18 protein-coding genes and 1 riboswitch are annotated in these 19,026 nt (G+C 37.3%); of the genes, 8 read left to right on the top strand and 10 right to left on the bottom strand.

Annotated elements, in window-relative coordinates; genetic code table 11:
* Window positions 1-127 precede the first annotated feature (127 nt).
* Both ACQV2Q_RS03730 and ACQV2Q_RS03735 read right to left on the bottom strand, forming a co-directional pair.
* On the bottom strand, window positions 128-832 hold the full coding sequence (locus ACQV2Q_RS03730) for a YaaA family protein (protein ID WP_428873081.1): 705 nt from the start codon (window positions 830-832) through the stop codon (window positions 128-130).
* 12 nt (window positions 833-844) lie between these two features.
* Window positions 845-1,498, bottom strand: coding sequence for a YitT family protein (locus ACQV2Q_RS03735; RefSeq protein WP_428881948.1), 654 nt, complete (start codon window positions 1,496-1,498; stop codon window positions 845-847).
* Window positions 1,499-1,884: 386 nt separating this feature from the next.
* A riboswitch (Fluoride riboswitch) is annotated at window positions 1,885-1,967 on the top strand.
* Window positions 1,968-2,010: 43 nt separating this feature from the next.
* Here ACQV2Q_RS03735 and ACQV2Q_RS03740 point away from each other — a divergent pair.
* Window positions 2,011-3,204, top strand: a complete 1,194-nt coding sequence (locus ACQV2Q_RS03740) for a cation:proton antiporter (RefSeq protein WP_428881949.1) — start codon at window positions 2,011-2,013, stop codon at window positions 3,202-3,204.
* Window positions 3,205-3,313: 109 nt separating this feature from the next.
* On the opposite strand, the gene ACQV2Q_RS03745 is transcribed toward ACQV2Q_RS03740, so the two are convergent.
* Complete coding sequence (locus ACQV2Q_RS03745; RefSeq protein WP_428882002.1) at window positions 3,314-3,469, bottom strand: transposase; 156 nt, start codon at window positions 3,467-3,469, stop codon at window positions 3,314-3,316.
* A 351-nt stretch (window positions 3,470-3,820) separates the two neighbouring features.
* The gene (locus ACQV2Q_RS03750; RefSeq protein WP_428881950.1) at window positions 3,821-4,147 is read right to left on the bottom strand and encodes a rhodanese-like domain-containing protein; all 327 of its coding nucleotides are present in this window, start codon (window positions 4,145-4,147) and stop codon (window positions 3,821-3,823) included.
* 143 nt (window positions 4,148-4,290) lie between these two features.
* Here ACQV2Q_RS03750 and ACQV2Q_RS03755 point away from each other — a divergent pair, with 143 nt between their 5' ends.
* The 6 genes from ACQV2Q_RS03755 (at window position 4,291) to ACQV2Q_RS03780 (ending at window position 8,986) form a co-directional block, all read left to right on the top strand.
* Entirely contained in the window at window positions 4,291-4,557 is a 267-nt protein-coding gene (locus tag ACQV2Q_RS03755) for a metal-sensitive transcriptional regulator (RefSeq protein ID WP_428873085.1), read from the top strand.
* A 117-nt stretch (window positions 4,558-4,674) separates the two neighbouring features.
* A complete protein-coding gene (locus ACQV2Q_RS03760) occupies window positions 4,675-5,085 on the top strand; it encodes an OsmC family protein (RefSeq protein ID WP_428873086.1) in 411 nt (136 codons plus the stop codon).
* Window positions 5,086-5,132: 47 nt separating this feature from the next.
* On the top strand, window positions 5,133-6,452 hold the full coding sequence (locus ACQV2Q_RS03765) for a DUF4767 domain-containing protein (protein WP_428873087.1): 1,320 nt from the start codon (window positions 5,133-5,135) through the stop codon (window positions 6,450-6,452).
* Between the two features lie 130 nt (window positions 6,453-6,582).
* Window positions 6,583-7,854 carry a GntP family permease gene (locus ACQV2Q_RS03770; protein ID WP_428873088.1) on the top strand — a complete coding sequence of 424 codons (1,272 nt, stop codon included), beginning with the start codon at window positions 6,583-6,585 and terminating at the stop codon, window positions 7,852-7,854.
* Window positions 7,855-7,862: 8 nt separating this feature from the next.
* Window positions 7,863-8,795 carry a glycerate kinase gene (locus tag ACQV2Q_RS03775; protein ID WP_428873089.1) on the top strand — a complete coding sequence of 311 codons (933 nt, stop codon included), beginning with the start codon at window positions 7,863-7,865 and terminating at the stop codon, window positions 8,793-8,795.
* Window positions 8,786-8,986 (top strand): glycerate kinase, encoded by a 201-nt coding sequence (locus ACQV2Q_RS03780; protein ID WP_428873090.1) that lies wholly within the window; start codon window positions 8,786-8,788, stop codon window positions 8,984-8,986. Before ACQV2Q_RS03775 ends, ACQV2Q_RS03780 begins: the two co-directional genes overlap by 10 nt.
* Before the next feature lie 58 nt (window positions 8,987-9,044).
* Here the strand turns inward: ACQV2Q_RS03780 and ACQV2Q_RS03785 are convergent, their stop codons facing one another.
* The 6 genes from ACQV2Q_RS03785 to ACQV2Q_RS03810 form a co-directional block, all read right to left on the bottom strand.
* The gene (locus ACQV2Q_RS03785; RefSeq protein ID WP_428873162.1) at window positions 9,045-9,938 is read right to left on the bottom strand and encodes an ABC transporter ATP-binding protein; all 894 of its coding nucleotides are present in this window, start codon (window positions 9,936-9,938) and stop codon (window positions 9,045-9,047) included.
* Window positions 9,928-10,998 (bottom strand): ABC transporter ATP-binding protein, encoded by a 1,071-nt coding sequence (locus ACQV2Q_RS03790; protein WP_428873091.1) that lies wholly within the window; start codon window positions 10,996-10,998, stop codon window positions 9,928-9,930. Before ACQV2Q_RS03790 ends, ACQV2Q_RS03785 begins: the two co-directional genes overlap by 11 nt.
* Before the next feature lie 8 nt (window positions 10,999-11,006).
* Complete coding sequence (gene opp3C, locus ACQV2Q_RS03795; protein ID WP_428873092.1) at window positions 11,007-12,077, bottom strand: oligopeptide ABC transporter permease; 1,071 nt, start codon at window positions 12,075-12,077, stop codon at window positions 11,007-11,009.
* Window positions 12,078-13,019, bottom strand: coding sequence for an ABC transporter permease (locus ACQV2Q_RS03800; protein ID WP_428873093.1), 942 nt, complete (start codon window positions 13,017-13,019; stop codon window positions 12,078-12,080).
* Between the two features lie 770 nt (window positions 13,020-13,789).
* The gene (locus tag ACQV2Q_RS03805) at window positions 13,790-15,424 is read right to left on the bottom strand and encodes a peptide ABC transporter substrate-binding protein (RefSeq protein ID WP_428873094.1); all 1,635 of its coding nucleotides are present in this window, start codon (window positions 15,422-15,424) and stop codon (window positions 13,790-13,792) included.
* Window positions 15,425-15,587: 163 nt separating this feature from the next.
* Window positions 15,588-18,200 (bottom strand): vitamin B12-dependent ribonucleotide reductase, encoded by a 2,613-nt coding sequence (locus ACQV2Q_RS03810; protein ID WP_428873095.1) that lies wholly within the window; start codon window positions 18,198-18,200, stop codon window positions 15,588-15,590.
* A 320-nt stretch (window positions 18,201-18,520) separates the two neighbouring features.
* On the opposite strand from ACQV2Q_RS03810, the gene ACQV2Q_RS03815 reads away from it, so the two are divergent.
* Complete coding sequence (locus ACQV2Q_RS03815; protein ID WP_428873096.1) at window positions 18,521-18,991, top strand: CtsR family transcriptional regulator; 471 nt, start codon at window positions 18,521-18,523, stop codon at window positions 18,989-18,991.
* Window positions 18,992-19,026: the final 35 nt, after the last annotated feature.

The raw sequence follows: 19,026 nt of genomic DNA on the forward strand, positions 1-19,026 counted from the left end.
AATATAGTTTAAAATATAGGTAAAATCTGTAGAGTTTCCAGCAGATAAATGAAATTGATTTAAATAAGAACCCTCTTAAACACCTTATCAAGTTGTTTTAAGAGGGTTTTAGATTTTGAATATTTTACTAATTGAGACAGTAGTTAATTTCTTTGTTTTCGAAATCACCATTGGCATAGCTATATTCAAAGGCCTTAAATGCTTTAAAGGTATTTAAATCTAAAGATTTTGTTTGTAGTAAATAGTTGAGTAGAGCCCCTCTCAATTTTTTACTGGTGGCTGAAGGTGCCTTTTTACCTAATTCTATATCTTTATAGAAGTTAATCTGGATGAGTTGCATTTTTTTAGGGTCTAGTAAAGAAGCAAACTCATTAGAAGCGAGATTAATGACGGTTTGTTCTTCGAACACATTATTGTAAAGAGGTTTCCACAAGCTTTTCAAGCTTTGATTTTTGATTTTTAGCGAGGTATTAAAGTCTAAACGGTAGGGATTGATTGGTTGAATGGGAGAGATTGGCCCATATAAAGCAGACAGAATTTTCAGATGGTCAATGGCATAGTTCAAGTCAATTTTATCCCATTCGATTTGCCGAAAGGCTAGACCTTGATAGACTTGATAAGCCTGACGAGCTGTTTTTTCATTAATGACTTGATAACGATGATAGATATCTTGAGCAAGCTCAGCTGAGCATTTAAAGAGTTTTTCTAACTCAGTCGTATCTTTTAAGACAAGCTCTTTAATAATGGCTTGGACGGGATCTGATTGAGGAATTAAATCATTACCGACTATCGTATCCATCTCTTTACTGGGGGAGAAAATAATTAAAGTCATAGGCACACTCCTTTATTGGGCTTTAGCAACGGATGAAGCTTTTGGTAATTCAAAGCTAGGAAAATGTAGTTCGAATTGACCAATAATTGTTGATGAAACTAAAGTGGTAATAAAAGAAAAGATCAGGTGTTGTGGAGCAATATATAGCAGTGAAAGTAATAAAACCACGCCATCTGTTAACAAATAGGCTTTTGTAATTGATACGTAGGCCCTCTCAGAAATAACCATTGCCAAAGCATCATTGCCCCCTGCGGCACAACCTTGACTGATACATAAACCACATCCTACGCCGATTGCAACGCCTCCTAAGATAGCAGCTAATAAAGGCCTATCATAAAGGCTTGGAAGAACAGGTCCCATCCAAAGACAAAGGCGATAGAAAACAGCAAATAGAAAGGATGCGTGAATGGCACGGCGAATAAAATCTTTACCTAATAAGGATAAGCCAATAAGGTAGCAAGTAATATCTGCTAAAAAACTTAATTTAGATGGCTCCCAGTCAAAGAAATGATAGCAGAAGAGAACTAAACCAATGACACCCCCTTCTGTAATTTTAGCGGGTATATGAATGTTCACCAAGCCAAAAGCCATGATAAAGGCTCCTAATGCAATAACCAATATTTCTTTTTTACTTAATAAAAAGCGACTCAAAAAGCGCTTAAGCATATTTACACTCCTAATTTTTATTACACGAAGTCTCATTAGGACACAAAAAAAGACTGCTTGTGTCGTAGGCTAACCTCGTACGGCAATCTTAAGATGGTATGGATGCTTTTTTTGTTTGCTAATTTTTCTTTTGGTAAAACTCTGAGCTTCTAGTAATCTTTTTAGCCTTTGCAGACTCTACATCAGGTTTCAACTAGGCTCTTTATCGACGATATAGGCATCAGATAAACCCTACTGATCGAAATGAACGAACCAGTATCCATCGTAAAACGATACTATAAAAATTATAGCACGAACTAGGAATTTGGCAAATAAAATTACCCTTTTAAAATTATTGCTTTTCTTAAAAGTTTAGCTTGCCTAACAAAATAGAATAGGGTAAACTAAGATTTAAAGGAAATGAAGTACTTCCTATTTACCTTCAGCAAGGTAGATAAACCGCTAATTAGCTGATGACTTCTGTATGCTTTTTTGGCATACAGAAGTTTTTGTATTTTAAAGGAGGAGAAGCAATGTTGTGGAGTTTAGGGCTTGTCTTGATATTGGGGTGGTTGTTTGGAAAACTATTCGAAAAAATTAACTTACCAAAACTGTTAGCCTATTTGGTATTAGGTATTTGTTTAGGTCCAAATGTTTTCAATTTATTATCTGGTGAATTAACACATTTGGCGGGAGAAATTCGTCAAATTGCTTTGATGATTATTTTGATTAGAGCTGGACTAACTTTAAAATTTTCGGATTTAATTAAAGTAGGAAGACCAGCTATTTTAATGTGTTTTTTACCTGCAATTTGTGAAATTTTAGCTATTGGTTTGATTGGACCTTATCTTTTAAACATATCTTATGTTGATTCATTTTTATTAGCTAGTGTACTGGCGGCTGTATCACCTGCGGTATTAGTACCGAGAATGGTGGGGTTAATTGACCGAGGATTAGGAACTAAACAGGCCATTCCTCAAATGATTTTAGCAGGCGGGACAGCAGATGATATTTTAATTTTTGTATTATTTGCAGCCTTTATGCAATTAGCTCAAGGTCAAGGTGTTTCAGCATCAACGGTATTATCTGCACCTATTTCAGTAGTCACAGGAATATTTTTGGGGTTTTTAGTGGGGCATAGCTTAAGTTATTTCTTAAACCGCTATCAGTGGGAAGGGCAACAAGCTTTAATTGTCTCTTTAGCTATTTCTTTTTTAGTTCTTGGTTTAGAGAGCTTATTAACTGACATCCTGCCTTATTCAGGTGTGCTTGCTGTTTTAGTGATTTTCCTAATTGTGCAAAAGAAAGCGCCGCAAAGGGCTGTCACTTTAACAGCCTCGTATCAAAAAATTTGGCAGTTTGCTGAAATTTTCCTCTTTGTCTTCCTAGGAGTGATTGTCAATCCGAGTTTAGCCTTAGAAGCGGGCTGGCCGATAGTAATCATTATTGTAATAGGCCTTATTTTCCGTATGTTGGGGGTTGCTTTATCCATTTTAAAGACACCATTTGCAAAGAAAGAGCGTTATTTTATTATGGGAGCTTATTTACCAAAAGCTACGGTTCAAGCTTCCCTCGGTGGACTCCCATTAATGGCTGGTATTGCTAGTGGTTCTTTAGTTTTAATAGCCGCCACTGTATCTATTTTAATAACAGCTCCATTAGGCGCTATCTTTATTGATTATTTTGCGCCGCTTTGGTTAGAACATGAGGATACTTCAGTCAAATAATTAGCACAAAAAGCCATCATGATCTGTTGTGGCACTGTACCCCATAAATGGGACAGAATAAAAAATACCTCTGTTAGGCTGCTTGTTGTCGGTATTGAACCGGTGACACCTAGCCTAATTTTTGTTGAACTTGCTTATGATTAACAGTTTTTTCTGTTTCTAAGTTGATTAAATGGGTGATTTTACGGTAACCATAGGTGAAAGGCTGTTTCTTACATAATTGTCCAATTTTAATTTTCCCTTCATTTTCTAGGTTAGCATTTATACGAACTTTCCAACGATAATAAGTAGATCGAGCGGATCCCTAAGCAGGAGAGGATTAAACTCACCGAATCATGCGCTTTTAAACTTTCAACTGTTTCGACGACCACTTTTGGTACCCACTCCTCTTCAACTCTTTGTGTTTTTTTAGGACATCCATCGCTGCTTGATGACGTTTCAATTCAATACATTTCCATTTTGTTTTTGCAGAATAAGCTAGGTGATTAACCCTAATCAAACACCTCCATTAAATTCATTTCATACGAATTTAACGGAGGTGTTTTTATGTTTGCCTCACTATTTGGGGGCAGTGCCTTATTAGATCTGATGGCTTTTATAATTTAATAATTTCTGCTTAGTCGGTGGTTAGTTCACCAGGCCAAGAAGGTGCTCCAGGTGTAACATTAGTCACTTGATAATCCATTTTAGATAAGAATTGGCTAGCCCTTTTAGAACGTCCACCCGAGTGGCATACTAAATAGTATTCTTTATCTTGATTAAGAGATGTATATTCATTTGGGAGCTGATTCAAGGGGATGTTTTTAGATCCAGGGATATGTCCTTCTTGGAATTCAGCTTCACCTCGAACATCAATAATATTAAGCGATTTTTCCTGAGATTTTTGATAAAGTTCTTCAATGGAAATCGTTGGGAACATGGTATCTTCCTTTCTGTTTGACATATAAAAGTGATTTTTTATAAATAAGTGGTAGTTTAAGCCAATAAATTATATACTTAACATACCCGGTAGGGTATATTAAACATCAATGCAAAAGATTTGTCAAGTTTTAAAATTTAAGAACAAATACATAAGAGGAGTTTATCATGCATAAAGATAATAATAAGAAAAACCTACTTAATCGTTTAAAACGAGCAGAAGGTCAATTAAGAGGGGTCCAAAAGATGTTAGAAGAGGACAGAGACTGTATGGATATAGTAACCCAACTAACTGCTATTCGTTCGAGTGTGGATCGTATTATGGGCATAATCATGGTTGAAAATTTAAAAGAATGTTTAACTACTGGTGATAAAGATTCAGAAAAGCAGAATCAACGACTAGAGCAAGCTATTTCGATGATTATAAAAAAATAGAGTGTGAGCTATCAAGTAATGAAAGCGAAAGATTTAGTTTTTAGTGAGACATAGATAGCATATTCTAAAAAAAGCTTATACAATAGTATCAGAAAGAGTACAGGAGGTTTTTTGCAAATGATGGAAGGAAAAACGCTTTATCAAACTAAAGTAGTTAATCGAGACGGTATTCAAGGCAAAACCTTTGTTGAAGATCCAGCAGGTTTTGAAGTTAAGGTTTCCAGTCCATTAAGTGAAATAGAAGGTAGTAATCCGGAGCAGCTTCTGGGAATGGCCATAGCAACTTGTCTAAATGCCACCATAGAAGCAGAAGAAATTCGTCGAGGGATTAAACACCAGACTCAAGTATCTGTCTTGGTCGAACTACACCAAGATAATCCCGGCTATCAATTTGTGGTTAAAGTTCAAATCTCTATGCCCCATGTTCAAGCAGATTTAGCTGATTCTATCGTAGAAGTTGCTCTTGAACGCTGTCCCATGCATAAGTTAATGAAAGCTAATGCTACTTACCAAGTTGTTATCAACTAAAAGTGTTCAATCGTTATGAATAAAAAATAAGGGAAAGGGTGTTAGCAATGAAGAAAATTTTACGACTTGGCCTGATGATGGTGACTGGCTTCAGTGGTATGGGGATGGTTCATTCTCCTCATCAAAGTTACTTTGCTCAAGGTGAGAATTTAGTCTTTGCCGAAGAAGCAGTAGATATTCAAGAAGTTCGACAAGCAATGGAACTGTGGCAAGAAACGGTACAATCCTATTCATTAGATGCTCCCCAATATACTATTGCTAGTTTACAGCAAATGGGGCCGGCTAATTTTGATACCTCCTATCATTGGATCATTCCAAAGCTTTACAATGATTATTATGAGAATCTTATTGAATATCAAAGTGTTGAAGAAGACGCGAATCATATTGGCAATTTAAGAGAAATATTTTCACATTCTTTTGGTCTAGAAAAGATGTTGTTAGCTGAATTAAGTTCAGCAGATCAAAAAGCTTTGAATCAATTACGTCTTTTCATAGTCAGTGCGATTATGGAATCTTATCAAGCCGGTATCAATCAGAACCTACCGGGCTATTTTCTATTAGAGGGGACTGATTTTGCAAAAAACATTGTGAAATATTTAGCACTTGATGATCAACATCTCGACCAATTAATTCGCATCAGTCTAGCTTCTAGCTATGCACCAGAAGCCTATAGTTTTGGTTTTGGTGACGAGATGTTTACTATTCCTGAAGAGTTAGAGTATCCGAGTGAACAATATGAAATGTATACCATCACCAACGGAGCATTTGTACAAGATATTGGGGGAACGACTCCTTATTATTTCCATATTCCTTCTGGTAAAATCACAGAGGGTCACTTGGCTAGTCCTGAGCTACATCCTTTAGTAGCTTACGATTGGTCACAAGTATATGGTCGAGTGATTAATAATTATTACCCCAATTATCAAGTCCAGTCATTATCGACTGAAGCAAAAGAGCAATCATTAAATGGGTCATCAAAGCAAAAACAAGCATTGATGACAGCGGTCAGAGACTGGCAAGCAAAAATGGGTCAAAAATATGAGTTTGTCACTCCAGAGACGCCTATAGACTTCTTAGGTGGGGACCTTCCTTTAAAGTCAATGGTAATTCACTTAGATGGTCAGGAACGAAAGGCTCATTATCAAGCTGAACAGCTTATTAATGATGAAATCAATGTCTTAATGGCAATGACTGATATTCGTGATCAAGATAATCCTAGAGCGGAACGACATTTTTATTTATTTGTTGAAGATCAAGGAATCCCAAGAGTTTTGATTACCATGGAAGGACCTGACAATTTAGCGGTTCATCATTTTAAAGACACAGCCAATGTAGAACTTTATCAACTTTTTAAATCCATTTATTAAATCATTAGAAAAAGATAGCTTCTCTTTTGAAGCTGTCTTTTTATATAGTCACTGATTGGCTAATAAGATTGGCAAAGATATTAAGAAACAATATAATGAAGCCATTCAATAATCAATTAGGAGTGGGGAAATGGAAGTAGTAACAGTAACGGCTATCGGCGCTTTGTTAGGTCTATTATTGGCTATCTTATTAATCTTTAAAAAGTTTCCAGTTTTTTATGCTTTATTTATCGGCGCTTTATTCGGAGGATTATTAGGAGGAGCGAATCTAAGTGAAACCATCAGTCTCATGACAAATGGTGCGCAAGGCATGATTACCTCTATCTTAAGGATACTAGCAGCTGGAATCCTTGCAGGTGTTTTAATTAAGACAGGTTCGGCAGCTGCCATTGCCCATGCTATTATTAAGGGTTTGGGAAGCGAAAAAGCTTTATTAGCGATCGCACTTGCTACTATGATTTTAACTTTTGTGGGGGTTTTTATTGATATATCTGTCATAACAGTTGCGCCTATCGCTTTAGAGATTGGTAAAGAATTGGGTTATTCACGGACTGCACTTTTGATGGCTATGATTGGTGGCGGCAAATCAGGTAATATTATTTCACCAAATCCTAACTCTATTGCTGTTTCCGATGGTTTTGGTGTTTCCTTAACTCAAGTCATGTTAGCTGGTCTTATTCCAGCCTTGATTGGGGTGATGTTTACAGCTTGGCTAGCCAAACGATTAATTAATAAAGGCAGTCAAATTGAACAAACAGGAACTTCAAGAGACGATCAAACAGCAGAAAATTTACCTTATTTATGGAAAGCCTTGTCAGGACCTATTTTAGCGATTGTTTTACTATCTTTACGCCCCTTGTTTAATATAATGATTGATCCTATGTTGGCTCTTCCTCTGGGAGGTCTTTTTGGCTTGATAATGGTGGGACATGTTAAGCACTTACAAGAATATACTCAATATGGTTTAAGTAAGATGATTAATGTGGCTATTATCCTTTTAGGAACAGGTTTAATCGCAGGAGTGATTACCAATTCTACTTTAGGAGATGTCCTTACTAATAGTCTAGACTCTTTAGGTTTACCTGCCTATCTTTTAGCACCTTTAGCAGGAATTTTTATGAGTGCGGCGACCGCTTCGACTACTTCAGGATCGGCAGTTGGCTCAGCTGTTTTTTCACCAACTATTCTCTCGTCAGGTGTTTCTCCTATCAGTGGAGCTGCTATGTTACACGCAGGGGCGACAGTATTAGACCATTTACCTCATGGTTCATTCTTCCACGCGACAGGAGGATCCGTATCAGCCGATTTTAAAGAATGTCTAAAACTAATTCCATATGAATCATTAGTAGGTTTCGTTTTAACTATTGTTTCAACCAGTATCTATGGCGTTTTAGGAGGTTAGTAAAATTAATGAAAATTGTGAAGGCCTGTGATTCTTTTAAAGAAGCGGTTTCGGCAAAACATGCTTGCCAGACTATAAAAAAAGGTGTGCAACAAGTCTTTCCTCAAGCAGAAATTCTTCAGCTTCCGATGGCAGATGGAGGTGAAGGTACCACTGAAGCCTTGATTGATGCGAGTCAGGGAGTTTATTATACAGTCGAAGTGCGGGGACCTTTAGGAGAAAAAATTCAAGCCCGGTATGGTATTTTAGGAGATGGCAAAACAGCCGTAATTGAAATGGCCAGTGCATCAGGCATTCATCTTATTGAAAAAGAAGATCGTAATCCTTTATTAACATCAACCTATGGAACAGGTCAAGTCATTAAGGCATGTCTAGATCGAGGAGTTCGCTCATTTATTTTAGGGATTGGAGGGTCTGCTACGAATGACGGGGGAGCCGGTATGGCTCAAGCCTTAGGCTATCGTTTATTAGACATAGAAGGCCAAGAGATTCCTTTCGGCAACCAAGGCTTATCGCATTTGGATAGGATTGATTGTCAGACTATTCATCCTGGTCTAGAGCATGCTATCTTCAAGGTTGCCTGTGATGCCAATAATCCGCTGTGTGGTCCGCAAGGAGCTTCGGCTGTAGTCGGTCCGCAAAAAGGGGCAAGTCCAGAAATGATTGAAAAGCTTGATGCGAATCTTGAACATTTCTCACGCCTTATTTATCGTGACTTGAATCGTGAAGTGGCTCATATTGCTGGTTCTGGGGCTGCTGGTGGGTTAGGGGCAGGATTATTAGCATTTACTTCTGCAAAACATAAAAGAGGCATCGATATTGTTATAGAAACAGTCAATTTGAAGACAGCTTTACAAGATGTCGATATTTGTTTTACAGGAGAGGGTCAGATTGACTTTCAAACGCAATACGGTAACCCCCTTTTGGAGTCATGCAATTAGCTAAACAAGTAGCTTTCCGGTCGAAAGTGATCGCATTATGTGGTTCTGTCAGAAATGATATTGAAATCTTATATCAGTTAGGCTTTGATGCGATTTTGAGTATTACGCCTGGGCCAAGCTCCTTGCAAGACCTACTAACTCATACAGAGGAAAATTTAACAGCAGTAGCCAAGCTGTTTGTCAACTATTAAAGAGTTAAAAGTAAAATCACCATTGAATAAACTTATTCAATGGTGATTTTTGTTTAGTTTATTGAGCAAGCCAGTGATTAGGTTTGACTTCTTTAAGGATCTCTTCAGCCAACTTTTCTGGATCAACCTGATAATGAATACGTTGACGTTGACGTTCGTAATCAGGATCTGGTAAAGGAATTGCTGAGAGTAAGGACTGGGTATAGGCATGTAAAGGGTTTGTATACAATTCCTCAGCTTCGGCTAACTCTAAAATCCGACCACGGTTCATAATGGCAATGCGATCACTGACATATTTAACCATGGATAAATCATGGGCAATAAAGAGATAGGTTAGTCCTCTTGATTCTTTTAGTTCTTGTAATAAATTGACCACTTGAGCTTGAATGGAAACATCTAAAGCTGATATCGGTTCATCGGCGACAATGAATTTTGGTTCAACTGCTAAAGCTCGTGCTATCCCAATACGTTGACGTTGACCGCCAGAAAATTCATGAGGATAGCGACCAGCGTGATCAATATTGAGCCCTACATCTTCTAAGAGTCGATTGACTTTTTCGTCTCTTTCCTCTTTTGATTGTGCGAGTCCATGAATATCAATGCCTTCAGCAATAATATCACGAACCTTCATACGAGGATTTAAAGAAGCATAAGGGTCTTGGAAAATCATCTGAATTTCTTTATGGAATTTCAAACGTTCCTTTTTGTTGTAGCTACTCGATAAAGCTTTGTCTTGAAAGATAATTTCACCACTGGTCGGTTGATAGAGGTTAACAATTGCTTTGCCAATCGTTGATTTACCAGAACCTGATTCTCCAACTAACCCAAAAGTTTCTCCAGGAAAGATTTCAAAGGAAACATCGTCTACCGCTTTGACTTCCTTATCAGTTCCTTGGTGGTAGTATTGTTTCAAGTGCTTAACTTGTAGAATAGGTGCATGCTTATTCATAATGCTCCTCCATTCCACTCTTATCGGTCTGTGACTGCTTTTCTCGACAACGTTGATATCTTTCTAAGATAGCAGTTGGCGGGGTCATTTTTGGAGCCATTGGGTGGAGTAACCAAGTGGCTGCATAATGTCCAGGATTGACTTCAAACATGGGCGGTTCCTCCTCAAAATCGATAGCCAAAGCATATTCTGACCGATAGGCGAAAGCATCTCCTTTAGGAGGATTTAAAAGGTCAGGTGGGCTACCGGGGATAGCATATAATTGATCTTGTTTGGAAATGGTTGGCATAGCTGTCAAAAGTCCCCAGGTATAGGGATGTTGAGGATGGTAGTAAATATCATCCACTGTCCCTATTTCAACGATTTTACCCGCATACATAACGGCAATTCGGTCTGCTACATTGGCAACCACACCCAAATCATGAGTGATAAAGATAATGGTCATATTCTTTTCTTGTTGAATTTTTTTAAGTAATTCAATGATTTGTGCTTGAATGGTTACATCTAAAGCAGTTGTGGGCTCATCGGCAATAAGCACTTCAGGATCTCCCGCTAAAGCAATCGCTATCACAATCCTCTGTCTTTGACCACCTGAAAATTGATGTGGATACTGATTAATTCTTTTCTCTGATTGAACAATTCCACATAAATCCAAAAGGTTAATGGCTTCTTTACGCGCTTGTGAGTGATTAAAACCGCGTTTACGAATTAAAACTTCAGTAATTTGTCTTCCGATGGTTAGGGTAGGATTGAGGGCGGTCATTGGATCTTGAAAAATCATGGCAATTTTGCTACCACGTATAGCTTCCATTTCTTTTTTAGATAATTTTAAAAGGTCTCGTTTTTCAAATATCACTTCGCCTGCTTCAATGGTCGCATTTTTAGCTAGAAGCCCCATCAATGCACGTGTGGTTACTGATTTACCTGAGCCTGATTCGCCAACAATTGCTAATGTTTCACCGGCATACAAGGATAAGTTGATTCCACGAATAGCTTTTAATTGGCCAGCAAAGGTTTTGAAGGAAATATTTAAGTCTTTTATTTGAATGATAGCCTTATTCATGAAGTCACCTACTCTTTCATTTTGGGATCAAAAGCATCACGCAGTCCATCTGCTAATAAGTTAAAGGACAACATGATTAATGAGATAACAGCTGCTGGATACCACATTAAATGGGGTAAAAAGCGAAAAGTCTTGTAACCTTCACTCAATAAAGTTCCTAAGGAAGCGTTGGGTGCAGGGATTCCAATCCCGATGAAACTTAAAAAAGCTTCAAAGAAGATGGCAGATGGTATAGCAAACATCATTTGGACAATAATAATTCCTAACATATTGGGAAGGATATGTTTTAATAGAATCTTGCCAGTCGATTGGCCTAATACCTTAGCAGCTAAGACATATTCTTGTTGTTTTAAACGAAGTGTTTGCGCTCTTACCACCCGGGACATTGATATCCAAGAGGTGAGGGCAATCGTAATAATAATAGATAGTAAACCGGGCTGCAATACTAAAAGCATCAGAACAACGATTACTAAATTGGGAACACCTGAAATAATTTCCAGTATTCTTTGCATCAGTGTATCTACCTTACCGCCTAGCCAACCAGATATCATGCCATAGGTTACACCGATAATGACATTGATTAGAACAGCAATAAATGCGACTAAAAGTGAAATTCGAGTTCCATATAAAATACGTGAGAGGAGGTCACGACCTAAACCATCTGTTCCAAGATAGTAGTAGGTTCCCTCAGCCACATTGGCATTTTGATAGGCATCAGTCAAAGCACCACCTCGGTTGACACTTTTACCACTAAACCATGAAAAATCTTCTAAACCTGGTATTTTAGGAGGGAGGTTTGCTTGAGCTGGATTTTGTTGGAACGGTGAAGCGGGTGCAATCCATGGGGCTAAAATAGCAAGAAGTAGAATTAAAATAACGAAAAAGAGTGAAATCATAGCACCTTTATTCTTTTTTAATCTCCGCCATGAATCTTGTAGAAAGTTCAGTGAAGGGGCTTCAATTTTTTCGTTGTCTTCACTTTGGATAGAAATTTTTGGTTGAAAGAGCTTTGGATCTATATCCGCTGTGTGTTTTGTTGAAGCATTATTCGCCGTATTTAAAGAATTTTCGATTGGCATCTAGCCACCTCCTTCAACTTGTCGCATTCTAGGATCTATAAAGCCGTATAGAATATCGACGATTAAAATAATAACAACTAATAAGACAGAATACATAATTGTAATTCCCATAATGGTTGGGTAGTCATTCACTAAAATTGACTTGGTAAACTGCTCACCAATTCCAGGAATTGAAAAAATTTGTTCAATTACCAGTGAGCCGGTCATGGCAGCTGCTGTCATGGGTCCTACTATTGTTAATAGAGGTATAATCGCATTACGCAGCGCATGCTTAGTAACTATATAAAATTTTGAAAAGCCTTTAGCGGTTGCTAATTCAATATAGTCAGAGTGAAGCACTTCAATCATCTCAGTTCGAACGAAACGCGCAGACTCTGCCATAGGTGAAATGGCTAAAGCAAGACTTGGAAGAATAGTTGAGGCATAGCCGTCACGCCAGAAAGCAATTGGTAGCCAATCTAGCCAAACAGCAAACAGAAATTGAAGGACCACAGCATAAACAAAGTTGGGAACAGATCTTCCGCCAATAGCAAAAACGGAGGTGAAGGTATCGATCCAAGTGTTTTGTTTAACAGCTGCAATCATTCCTAAGATAGTTCCAATTACCACACCAAAACCCATGGCTTGAGCTCCTAAAATCATAGAGGGGCCGGCTCGATCTAAAATAATTTTAGTAACAGGTAAGTTATTATATTGAAAGGACACCCCTAAATCCCCTTTTAATATATTTGCTAAGTAGGAAAAATAGCGAACAAGTAAAGGTTGGTTGAGACCATATTTTTCATTTAAAAGTTGAAGTTGGGTCTCGGTTAAAAGATCTTGATTGGCAAAAGGGGAACCAGGTAAGAACTGTAAGAGGAAAAAGGTAACGGAAATAATAATCCAAAGCGTAATTAACATATAAAAAACACGCCGGATTATAAATTTTGTGTAGGAATTCATGGTTATCCACCTTTCGTATTTTAAAGTTAAACAGTATAAACCCTTTTGTGTCAATCATGCCATTATTGCTTATATTATCTTTTATTTTAATACAATTAAGTAAGAATTATCCACTTCATGAGCTGATAGAGTCAAAAATTTATAATGGAAAGCCATTAAATTTTAAAGCTTTAGTAGAATATTGGCAGACTATTAATAGTTCTAGCTAATAATACTACATGGCTGTTTAATGATCTAGCTTGTATAATACTTGATAAATGGATAAAGTCCAATAATAATTAAAGCTTTTAAACTAAATAAATTTGTTATTCGAACCATAAATAATTAAAGAATGATTAATTTTAAGGGAGTGACACATGGGTGATATTAAGAAAGCGATTTGTCTCAAAGATTTAGATAGAACAGATATCCGATAGCTAGAATTCGTTGAGTAGAAGCTATTAAACAATCGGATAAGTTAGTGACCTTTGACGACTTTGAACGTAATACTTTAGCAAGAAGGAGAATATCCTAAAGCTGAAATTGAAGGGAAGCAGGCATTATTTGTGGTAAAACTTGAGCCAAGAGAGATGCTTGTGATTCAATCACATGGTATGTTAGATAATATTAGCTATTCTTAAAAAAGAGATTCCTAACGGAAGTTGAGCAGGTTGGTATCTATTGAAAGGATGATAAATACCGAAAATTAGGCTACCTGGTAGTGGATCTTCCACTGCTAGGTAGCCTAATTATTTTAATAAAGAAAGTTTAGAGTTTCATTTATTATAGATTTACTCTGCAGTTCGATATGCAGTTCTTAAATTGATTGTTCGACCAAATGGTAAAACTTCGAAGCCTTTTACGCTAGTATCCAATAAGTAGGTAGTAGATGCTTGATAGAATGAAGACTGAGAAGCTTCATCAGCGACGGCAATCTTTTCTGCTTCAATAAGAGCTTGTCGACGTTTTTCTGGGTCATTGGCAAACTCGTTTCTGGCTTGATCAATTAATTGATCCACTTTCTCATTGGAGTATTGACCAAAGTTGATGCCTCCGTCTGATTCCATTTGTTCTACAAAGTTGATCGCATCTTGATAGTCTGGAGCCCAAGTTCCATAGAAGATATCGAAATCAAGTGATCTTTGTAATTCTAAACGATTTTGTAGAGGGACAGAACGAATTGTAATCGTTAATCCGGGAAGATTTTGCATTAATTGAGCTTGAATATACTCAGCTGTACGACTAGCTAAATCTGAGTCAGAAATTAGTAATTGTAACTCAATATTATCTTGTCCTAATTCTTTTTGAGCTGTTTCCCAATCTTTTTGAGCTGCCTCAATATCGAATGTAAGCATTTCACCCGCTTCTTCACGGTAATCCACGCCTTCATCATTTACATCAAATCCTGAAGGAACGAAACCGTTTAAAGAAGTTGACCCATCTTGAATGACTGACTGGGTATAAGTGTCTTTATCAATCGCTTGAATAATGGCCCTACGCAAAGCAATATTATTGGTTGGTTCTTTGGTGGCATTGAACTGTAGGTGTCCGACAGTTGCTTTAGGAATCTGGTTGAAGAAATCAGCGCCATTGTATTGTCCTACAAATTGATCATTCAAGATAGTATAGTCTAGTTCGCCGGCGTCAAATAAGTCAGCTCCGGTTCCTGTTTCCTTAACAACAGACACTAGGACTTCTTCTAAAAAGACCTTTTCAGCATCCCAGTAATTTGGGTTTTTAATCAATTTCCATTCTAAACTGGTTCCTTCCCATCCTTCAATGAGGAAAGGACCATTCATAGCAATACTGTCTGCGCTTGTTCCATAAGCTTGACCTTTTTCTTCAACAACCTTTTGGTTAACTGGCATAAAACGAGAACCTGTGAGTAATTTTGGTAGATATGGAGCTGGATATTCTAACTCAATTACCAAAGTTTTCTCATCAGGAGCAGTCACTCCTAAATCAGAAAGTTCAGCTTCACCATTACGAACTTTGCTAGCGTTTTTAAACACTTCAACAGAAGAAGAGGTATTGGCGTTATTCGGATCGACTAATCTTTGATAAGTAAAGACATAATCGTTAGCTGTAACAGGGTCACCATTAGACCAAGTTAAACCATCTCTTAAGGTGAAAGTATAGGTTAAACCGTCTTCAGAGATATCGACATTTTCAGCTTGCCCCAATTCGACTTCACTACCAGTTGAAACACGGTAAAGTCCTTCAAAAATTTGTCCGATCATATCTGAAGATGGGGTATCATTATAAAGCATAGCGTCTAGAGTTGCTAGTTCTCCAATCGACATAATAGATAATTTTTGTTCGACATTGGGATCTATTTCTTGAGCTGATATCGGCGCAAGATTTCCTATGAGAAGACCAGTAACTGCGATAGAAATCGTTATAAATTTGAATAGTTTATTTTTCATAAGCCGCTCCTTTTTAATTTTTCTTTAATATAACATAGATAAGTGAAAAACTCACAAAATAAGATTGGGGGGTCGATTAAAAGAGAAATTGATAAACCTTATCTCAAGATTAAGATAAGGTTTATCAATTAGAGATTACATTTGTGCAAGCAAATTTAAATACTTAGAGACCACATCGTAACTGAGCATTACAATTTGTACAAGTGTTACAACCCCCAATATCTTCAACGATTCCTTTACGACAAATTGGACAAGTATCTCCTACTTCTGAACCGTAGACCACATCATCAGTATGACCGCTTTGGGTATAATGATCTTTCTCAGCTAAATCAACTAACTGACGCAATTCTTCAACTTCATCGACAACACGTATTTCTTGATCTTCAACCTCAAAAAGAGCAATATTTTGATCTTTTTCATTTTCCTCTGCTTTGAGAGTAAGAACTTGAGAATCTCTTGAACCATCAACATAAACGGTTCCGCCTTTAGCTCCCCCACTGTATAAACGTTCATATATTTCTTCGACTTGTTGAACAGTATAACCTTTGGGGGCATTCACTGTTTTAGAGATGGATGAGTCTACCCATCGCTGGATAGTTGTTTGAACATCGACGTGTTCTTCTGGCTTTAATTCCATGGCTGAAACAAAAGTTTCTGGTAAGTGATCAGCATCTGCTTCTGGATGACGCTCTAAATATTCTTGAACAATTCCAGCGTTTACTTCAATAAACTTACCTAAACGTCCAGAGCGATAATATTTAAAGGCAAAATAAGGCTCAAGACCCGTAGCTACTCCAACCATCGTACCGGTTGATCCAGTAGGAGCGACTGTTAGTAAGTGAGAGTTTCTAATGCCATGTTCTAAAATACCCTGATGAATGTGCTTAGGTAATTTCTGCATATAACCTGTTGAAATAAAGTTTTGACGCAATTGTTTCGTTTCTTCATCGGTTGAACCTATTAGGAATGGGAAACTTCCCTTTTCTTTGGCTAATTCAATCGAAGTTTCATAAGCAGTGATCGCAATCGTTTGGAAGACTTTATCAATCAATTGATTACCTGAAGCAGAACCATAACGTTGATTAGTATAGATCAATAAGTCAGCTAGCCCCATAACACCTAAACCGATTCGGCGCTCTCCTAAAGCTTGATGACGATTGGCTGCTAAGAAATAAGGGGTAGCATCGATAACGTTATCTTGCATACGCACACCAACACGAACCGTTTCTTTCAATTTTTCAAAATTAACCGTGTGTTCATCTTTATTAGCCATATTTGCTAAGTTTATAGCTGCTAAATTACATACAGAATATGGAGCTAAAGGTTGCTCACCACAAGGGTTAGTGGCTACGACTTTTTGGCCATAGGCTTTAGCATTGGTATCCTTATTAGCATTATCAATAAAGAAAATACCAGGCTCTGCTGAATAGGTGGCACAAATATTAATCAATTTCCATAGTTCACGAGCGGGAATACTTCGGTATGTTCTGACTGCATAACCCATCTCTTCCCAATCACGTACATCTCCTACTTGATGCCATTGAGTATTATAAGCATGCATTTCTTCTTTATTATAATGTTCGACATCAGGGAAACGTAAGTCCCAATCTAGGTTTTGCTCTACCGCTTCCATAAATTCCGAAGTGATAGTTACTGAGATATTTGCTCCTGTTAAAAAGTCTTCATTGTGGACTTCATAAGCACCCTTATCACGTAAAACAGCTCTAGAATGCTCAATGATATCTACATTAAAGCCACCAAAATCCTCTTTATTTTGATAGGAAGCAATTGTTTCATGCATTACTTGGTCATTAGGAGTGAGTGGAACAAATTTAAGTTTTTCCTGTGCTAGCTTTTGAATTAATTCATCTTCTGTTTGTTCAATTAAATAACGTAGAACGCGGGGGTTTTGCATTTTAGAAATGATAAATTCAATAATATCTGGATGCCAATCTGCTAACATAATCATTTGTGCACCCCGGCGCGAGCCACCTTGCTCAACAAGGTGAGTTAATTGAGCAATATCGTTTAACCAAGAAACAGAACCCGAGGACTTACCGTTTACTCCTCTTGCCAGAGTATTTCGAGGTCTTAGAGTGGAGCCGTTAGTTCCTACACCGCCACCGCGCGACATGATTTCCATTACTTCTTTGCGGTGTTCAGCGATTCCCTCGCGAGAATCAGGGACAAACGGCATAACGTAGCAATTAAAATAAGTAACATCCGTTTGTGAGCCTGCTCCATATAGGACACGACCAGCCGGGACAAAGTTTAAATTAGAAAGCTGATTATAAAAAGCTTCAAAAGAGCTTTCTTGTTTTTCTTTTGTACTTTCAATTTCAGCTAAACCGACTGCATTACGGTGGGCGATTTGTTCATAATATATTTCTAAAGGCTTATCTAAACTGTCAATGCTTCGCAAGATTAAGCCACTAAGGCGCTCTTTTTCGTTTTCAAGATTACCACGGTATTCTTCTTCTAATAAAACAAGAGCTTGACCTTTTTCCCAATCAAGTTCTTGCACAATACCAATACCTCTTGCAGGATAGGATGGATCAGGCTTTACAGTTAAGACTACTAAATCGCCAGCTTTTAGAGTTTTCTTAGCGGTGTCTTTAAAAGAATACCTGTCTAACATAACCATTCGTGAGACACCAGAGTGAGTGATTTTCATTTCCGATGTAACAGGAGTTACTTGAGGGAAATGTTTGATAGCCTCATTAAGATCTTGACGGTTCCATTCGACAGTCTTTGGAATTAAAGTATTCGTTTCCATAATCAGTTCAGCCTCTCTATTAAGATCTTCGATACATTTTGAATATTCTAACAAACATAGTAAGAAACACAATATATAGGATATAAAGATAAAATAAAGCCCAATATATTGTGTTTATTAAGTTCTGTAGTTTAGTATACTTGCTAAAAAACAAAATTTCAATCTTAAAAACACAAACATTGAATGAAATTATACCTATGACTACTTAATCGTGATTAAGAGACAAGTCCAAACAAATAGCTTTTCAAAAATAAAAAGATTGTGTATAATGGTCAAAGAAAGTCAATGTTAAACAAAATTAGCTTGAAGGAGGGTTGAATTTGTCCAGAAAAAATATGTCCGATATAATTGAAGCTTATCTTAAATCCTTCTTGCAAAACGCAGAACATGTAGAGATAAAGCGCAGCGATATTGCTGATCAATTTGACTGTGTCCCTTCACAGATCAACTATGTTATTAATACACGATTTACTCAAGAGCATGGTTATCTGGTTGAAAGTAAACGAGGGGGCGGCGGTTATATCCGTATTTTAAAAACTCAATTGACCTCGGATGCAGATGAAGTTGCTTCAATGTTAGAATTAATTGGCAATCAAATTTCATATCGAAATGGTGTGAATATTATTGAAACGTTGATTGAAAGAGAAATAATCACACAAAGGGAAGGAAGACTTATTTTATCAGTGATTGAAAAATCTGTCCTTCATGCGATTTCAAATCAAGATCAAGTGGCTCGAGCCATGTTGTTAAAAACTTTTCTCCATCAATTACGCTATGAATTAACTAGTTAGCTCTCAGTCGAGGATTATTAAATAGAGGTGAAATA

Origin of the sequence: Facklamia sp. P12950, assembly GCF_050409465.1 — a bacterium.
Taxonomy (GTDB): domain Bacteria; phylum Bacillota; class Bacilli; order Lactobacillales; family Aerococcaceae; genus Facklamia.

Coding starts and splice junctions, on each gene's coding strand:
- ACQV2Q_RS03730 (WP_428873081.1), bottom strand. CDS start 832: ATGACTTTAATTATTTTCTCCCCCAGTAAAGAGATGGATACGATAGTC.
- ACQV2Q_RS03735 (WP_428881948.1), bottom strand. CDS start 1,498: ATGCTTAAGCGCTTTTTGAGTCGCTTTTTATTAAGTAAAAAAGAAATA.
- ACQV2Q_RS03740 (WP_428881949.1), top strand. CDS start 2,011: ATGTTGTGGAGTTTAGGGCTTGTCTTGATATTGGGGTGGTTGTTTGGA.
- ACQV2Q_RS03750 (WP_428881950.1), bottom strand. CDS start 4,147: ATGTCAAACAGAAAGGAAGATACCATGTTCCCAACGATTTCCATTGAA.
- ACQV2Q_RS03755 (WP_428873085.1), top strand. CDS start 4,291: ATGCATAAAGATAATAATAAGAAAAACCTACTTAATCGTTTAAAACGA.
- ACQV2Q_RS03760 (WP_428873086.1), top strand. CDS start 4,675: ATGATGGAAGGAAAAACGCTTTATCAAACTAAAGTAGTTAATCGAGAC.
- ACQV2Q_RS03765 (WP_428873087.1), top strand. CDS start 5,133: ATGAAGAAAATTTTACGACTTGGCCTGATGATGGTGACTGGCTTCAGT.
- ACQV2Q_RS03770 (WP_428873088.1), top strand. CDS start 6,583: ATGGAAGTAGTAACAGTAACGGCTATCGGCGCTTTGTTAGGTCTATTA.
- ACQV2Q_RS03775 (WP_428873089.1), top strand. CDS start 7,863: ATGAAAATTGTGAAGGCCTGTGATTCTTTTAAAGAAGCGGTTTCGGCA.
- ACQV2Q_RS03780 (WP_428873090.1), top strand. CDS start 8,786: ATGCAATTAGCTAAACAAGTAGCTTTCCGGTCGAAAGTGATCGCATTA.
- ACQV2Q_RS03790 (WP_428873091.1), bottom strand. CDS start 10,998: ATGAATAAGGCTATCATTCAAATAAAAGACTTAAATATTTCCTTCAAA.
- opp3C (WP_428873092.1), bottom strand. CDS start 12,077: ATGCCAATCGAAAATTCTTTAAATACGGCGAATAATGCTTCAACAAAA.
- ACQV2Q_RS03800 (WP_428873093.1), bottom strand. CDS start 13,019: ATGAATTCCTACACAAAATTTATAATCCGGCGTGTTTTTTATATGTTA.
- ACQV2Q_RS03805 (WP_428873094.1), bottom strand. CDS start 15,424: ATGAAAAATAAACTATTCAAATTTATAACGATTTCTATCGCAGTTACT.
- ACQV2Q_RS03810 (WP_428873095.1), bottom strand. CDS start 18,200: ATGGAAACGAATACTTTAATTCCAAAGACTGTCGAATGGAACCGTCAA.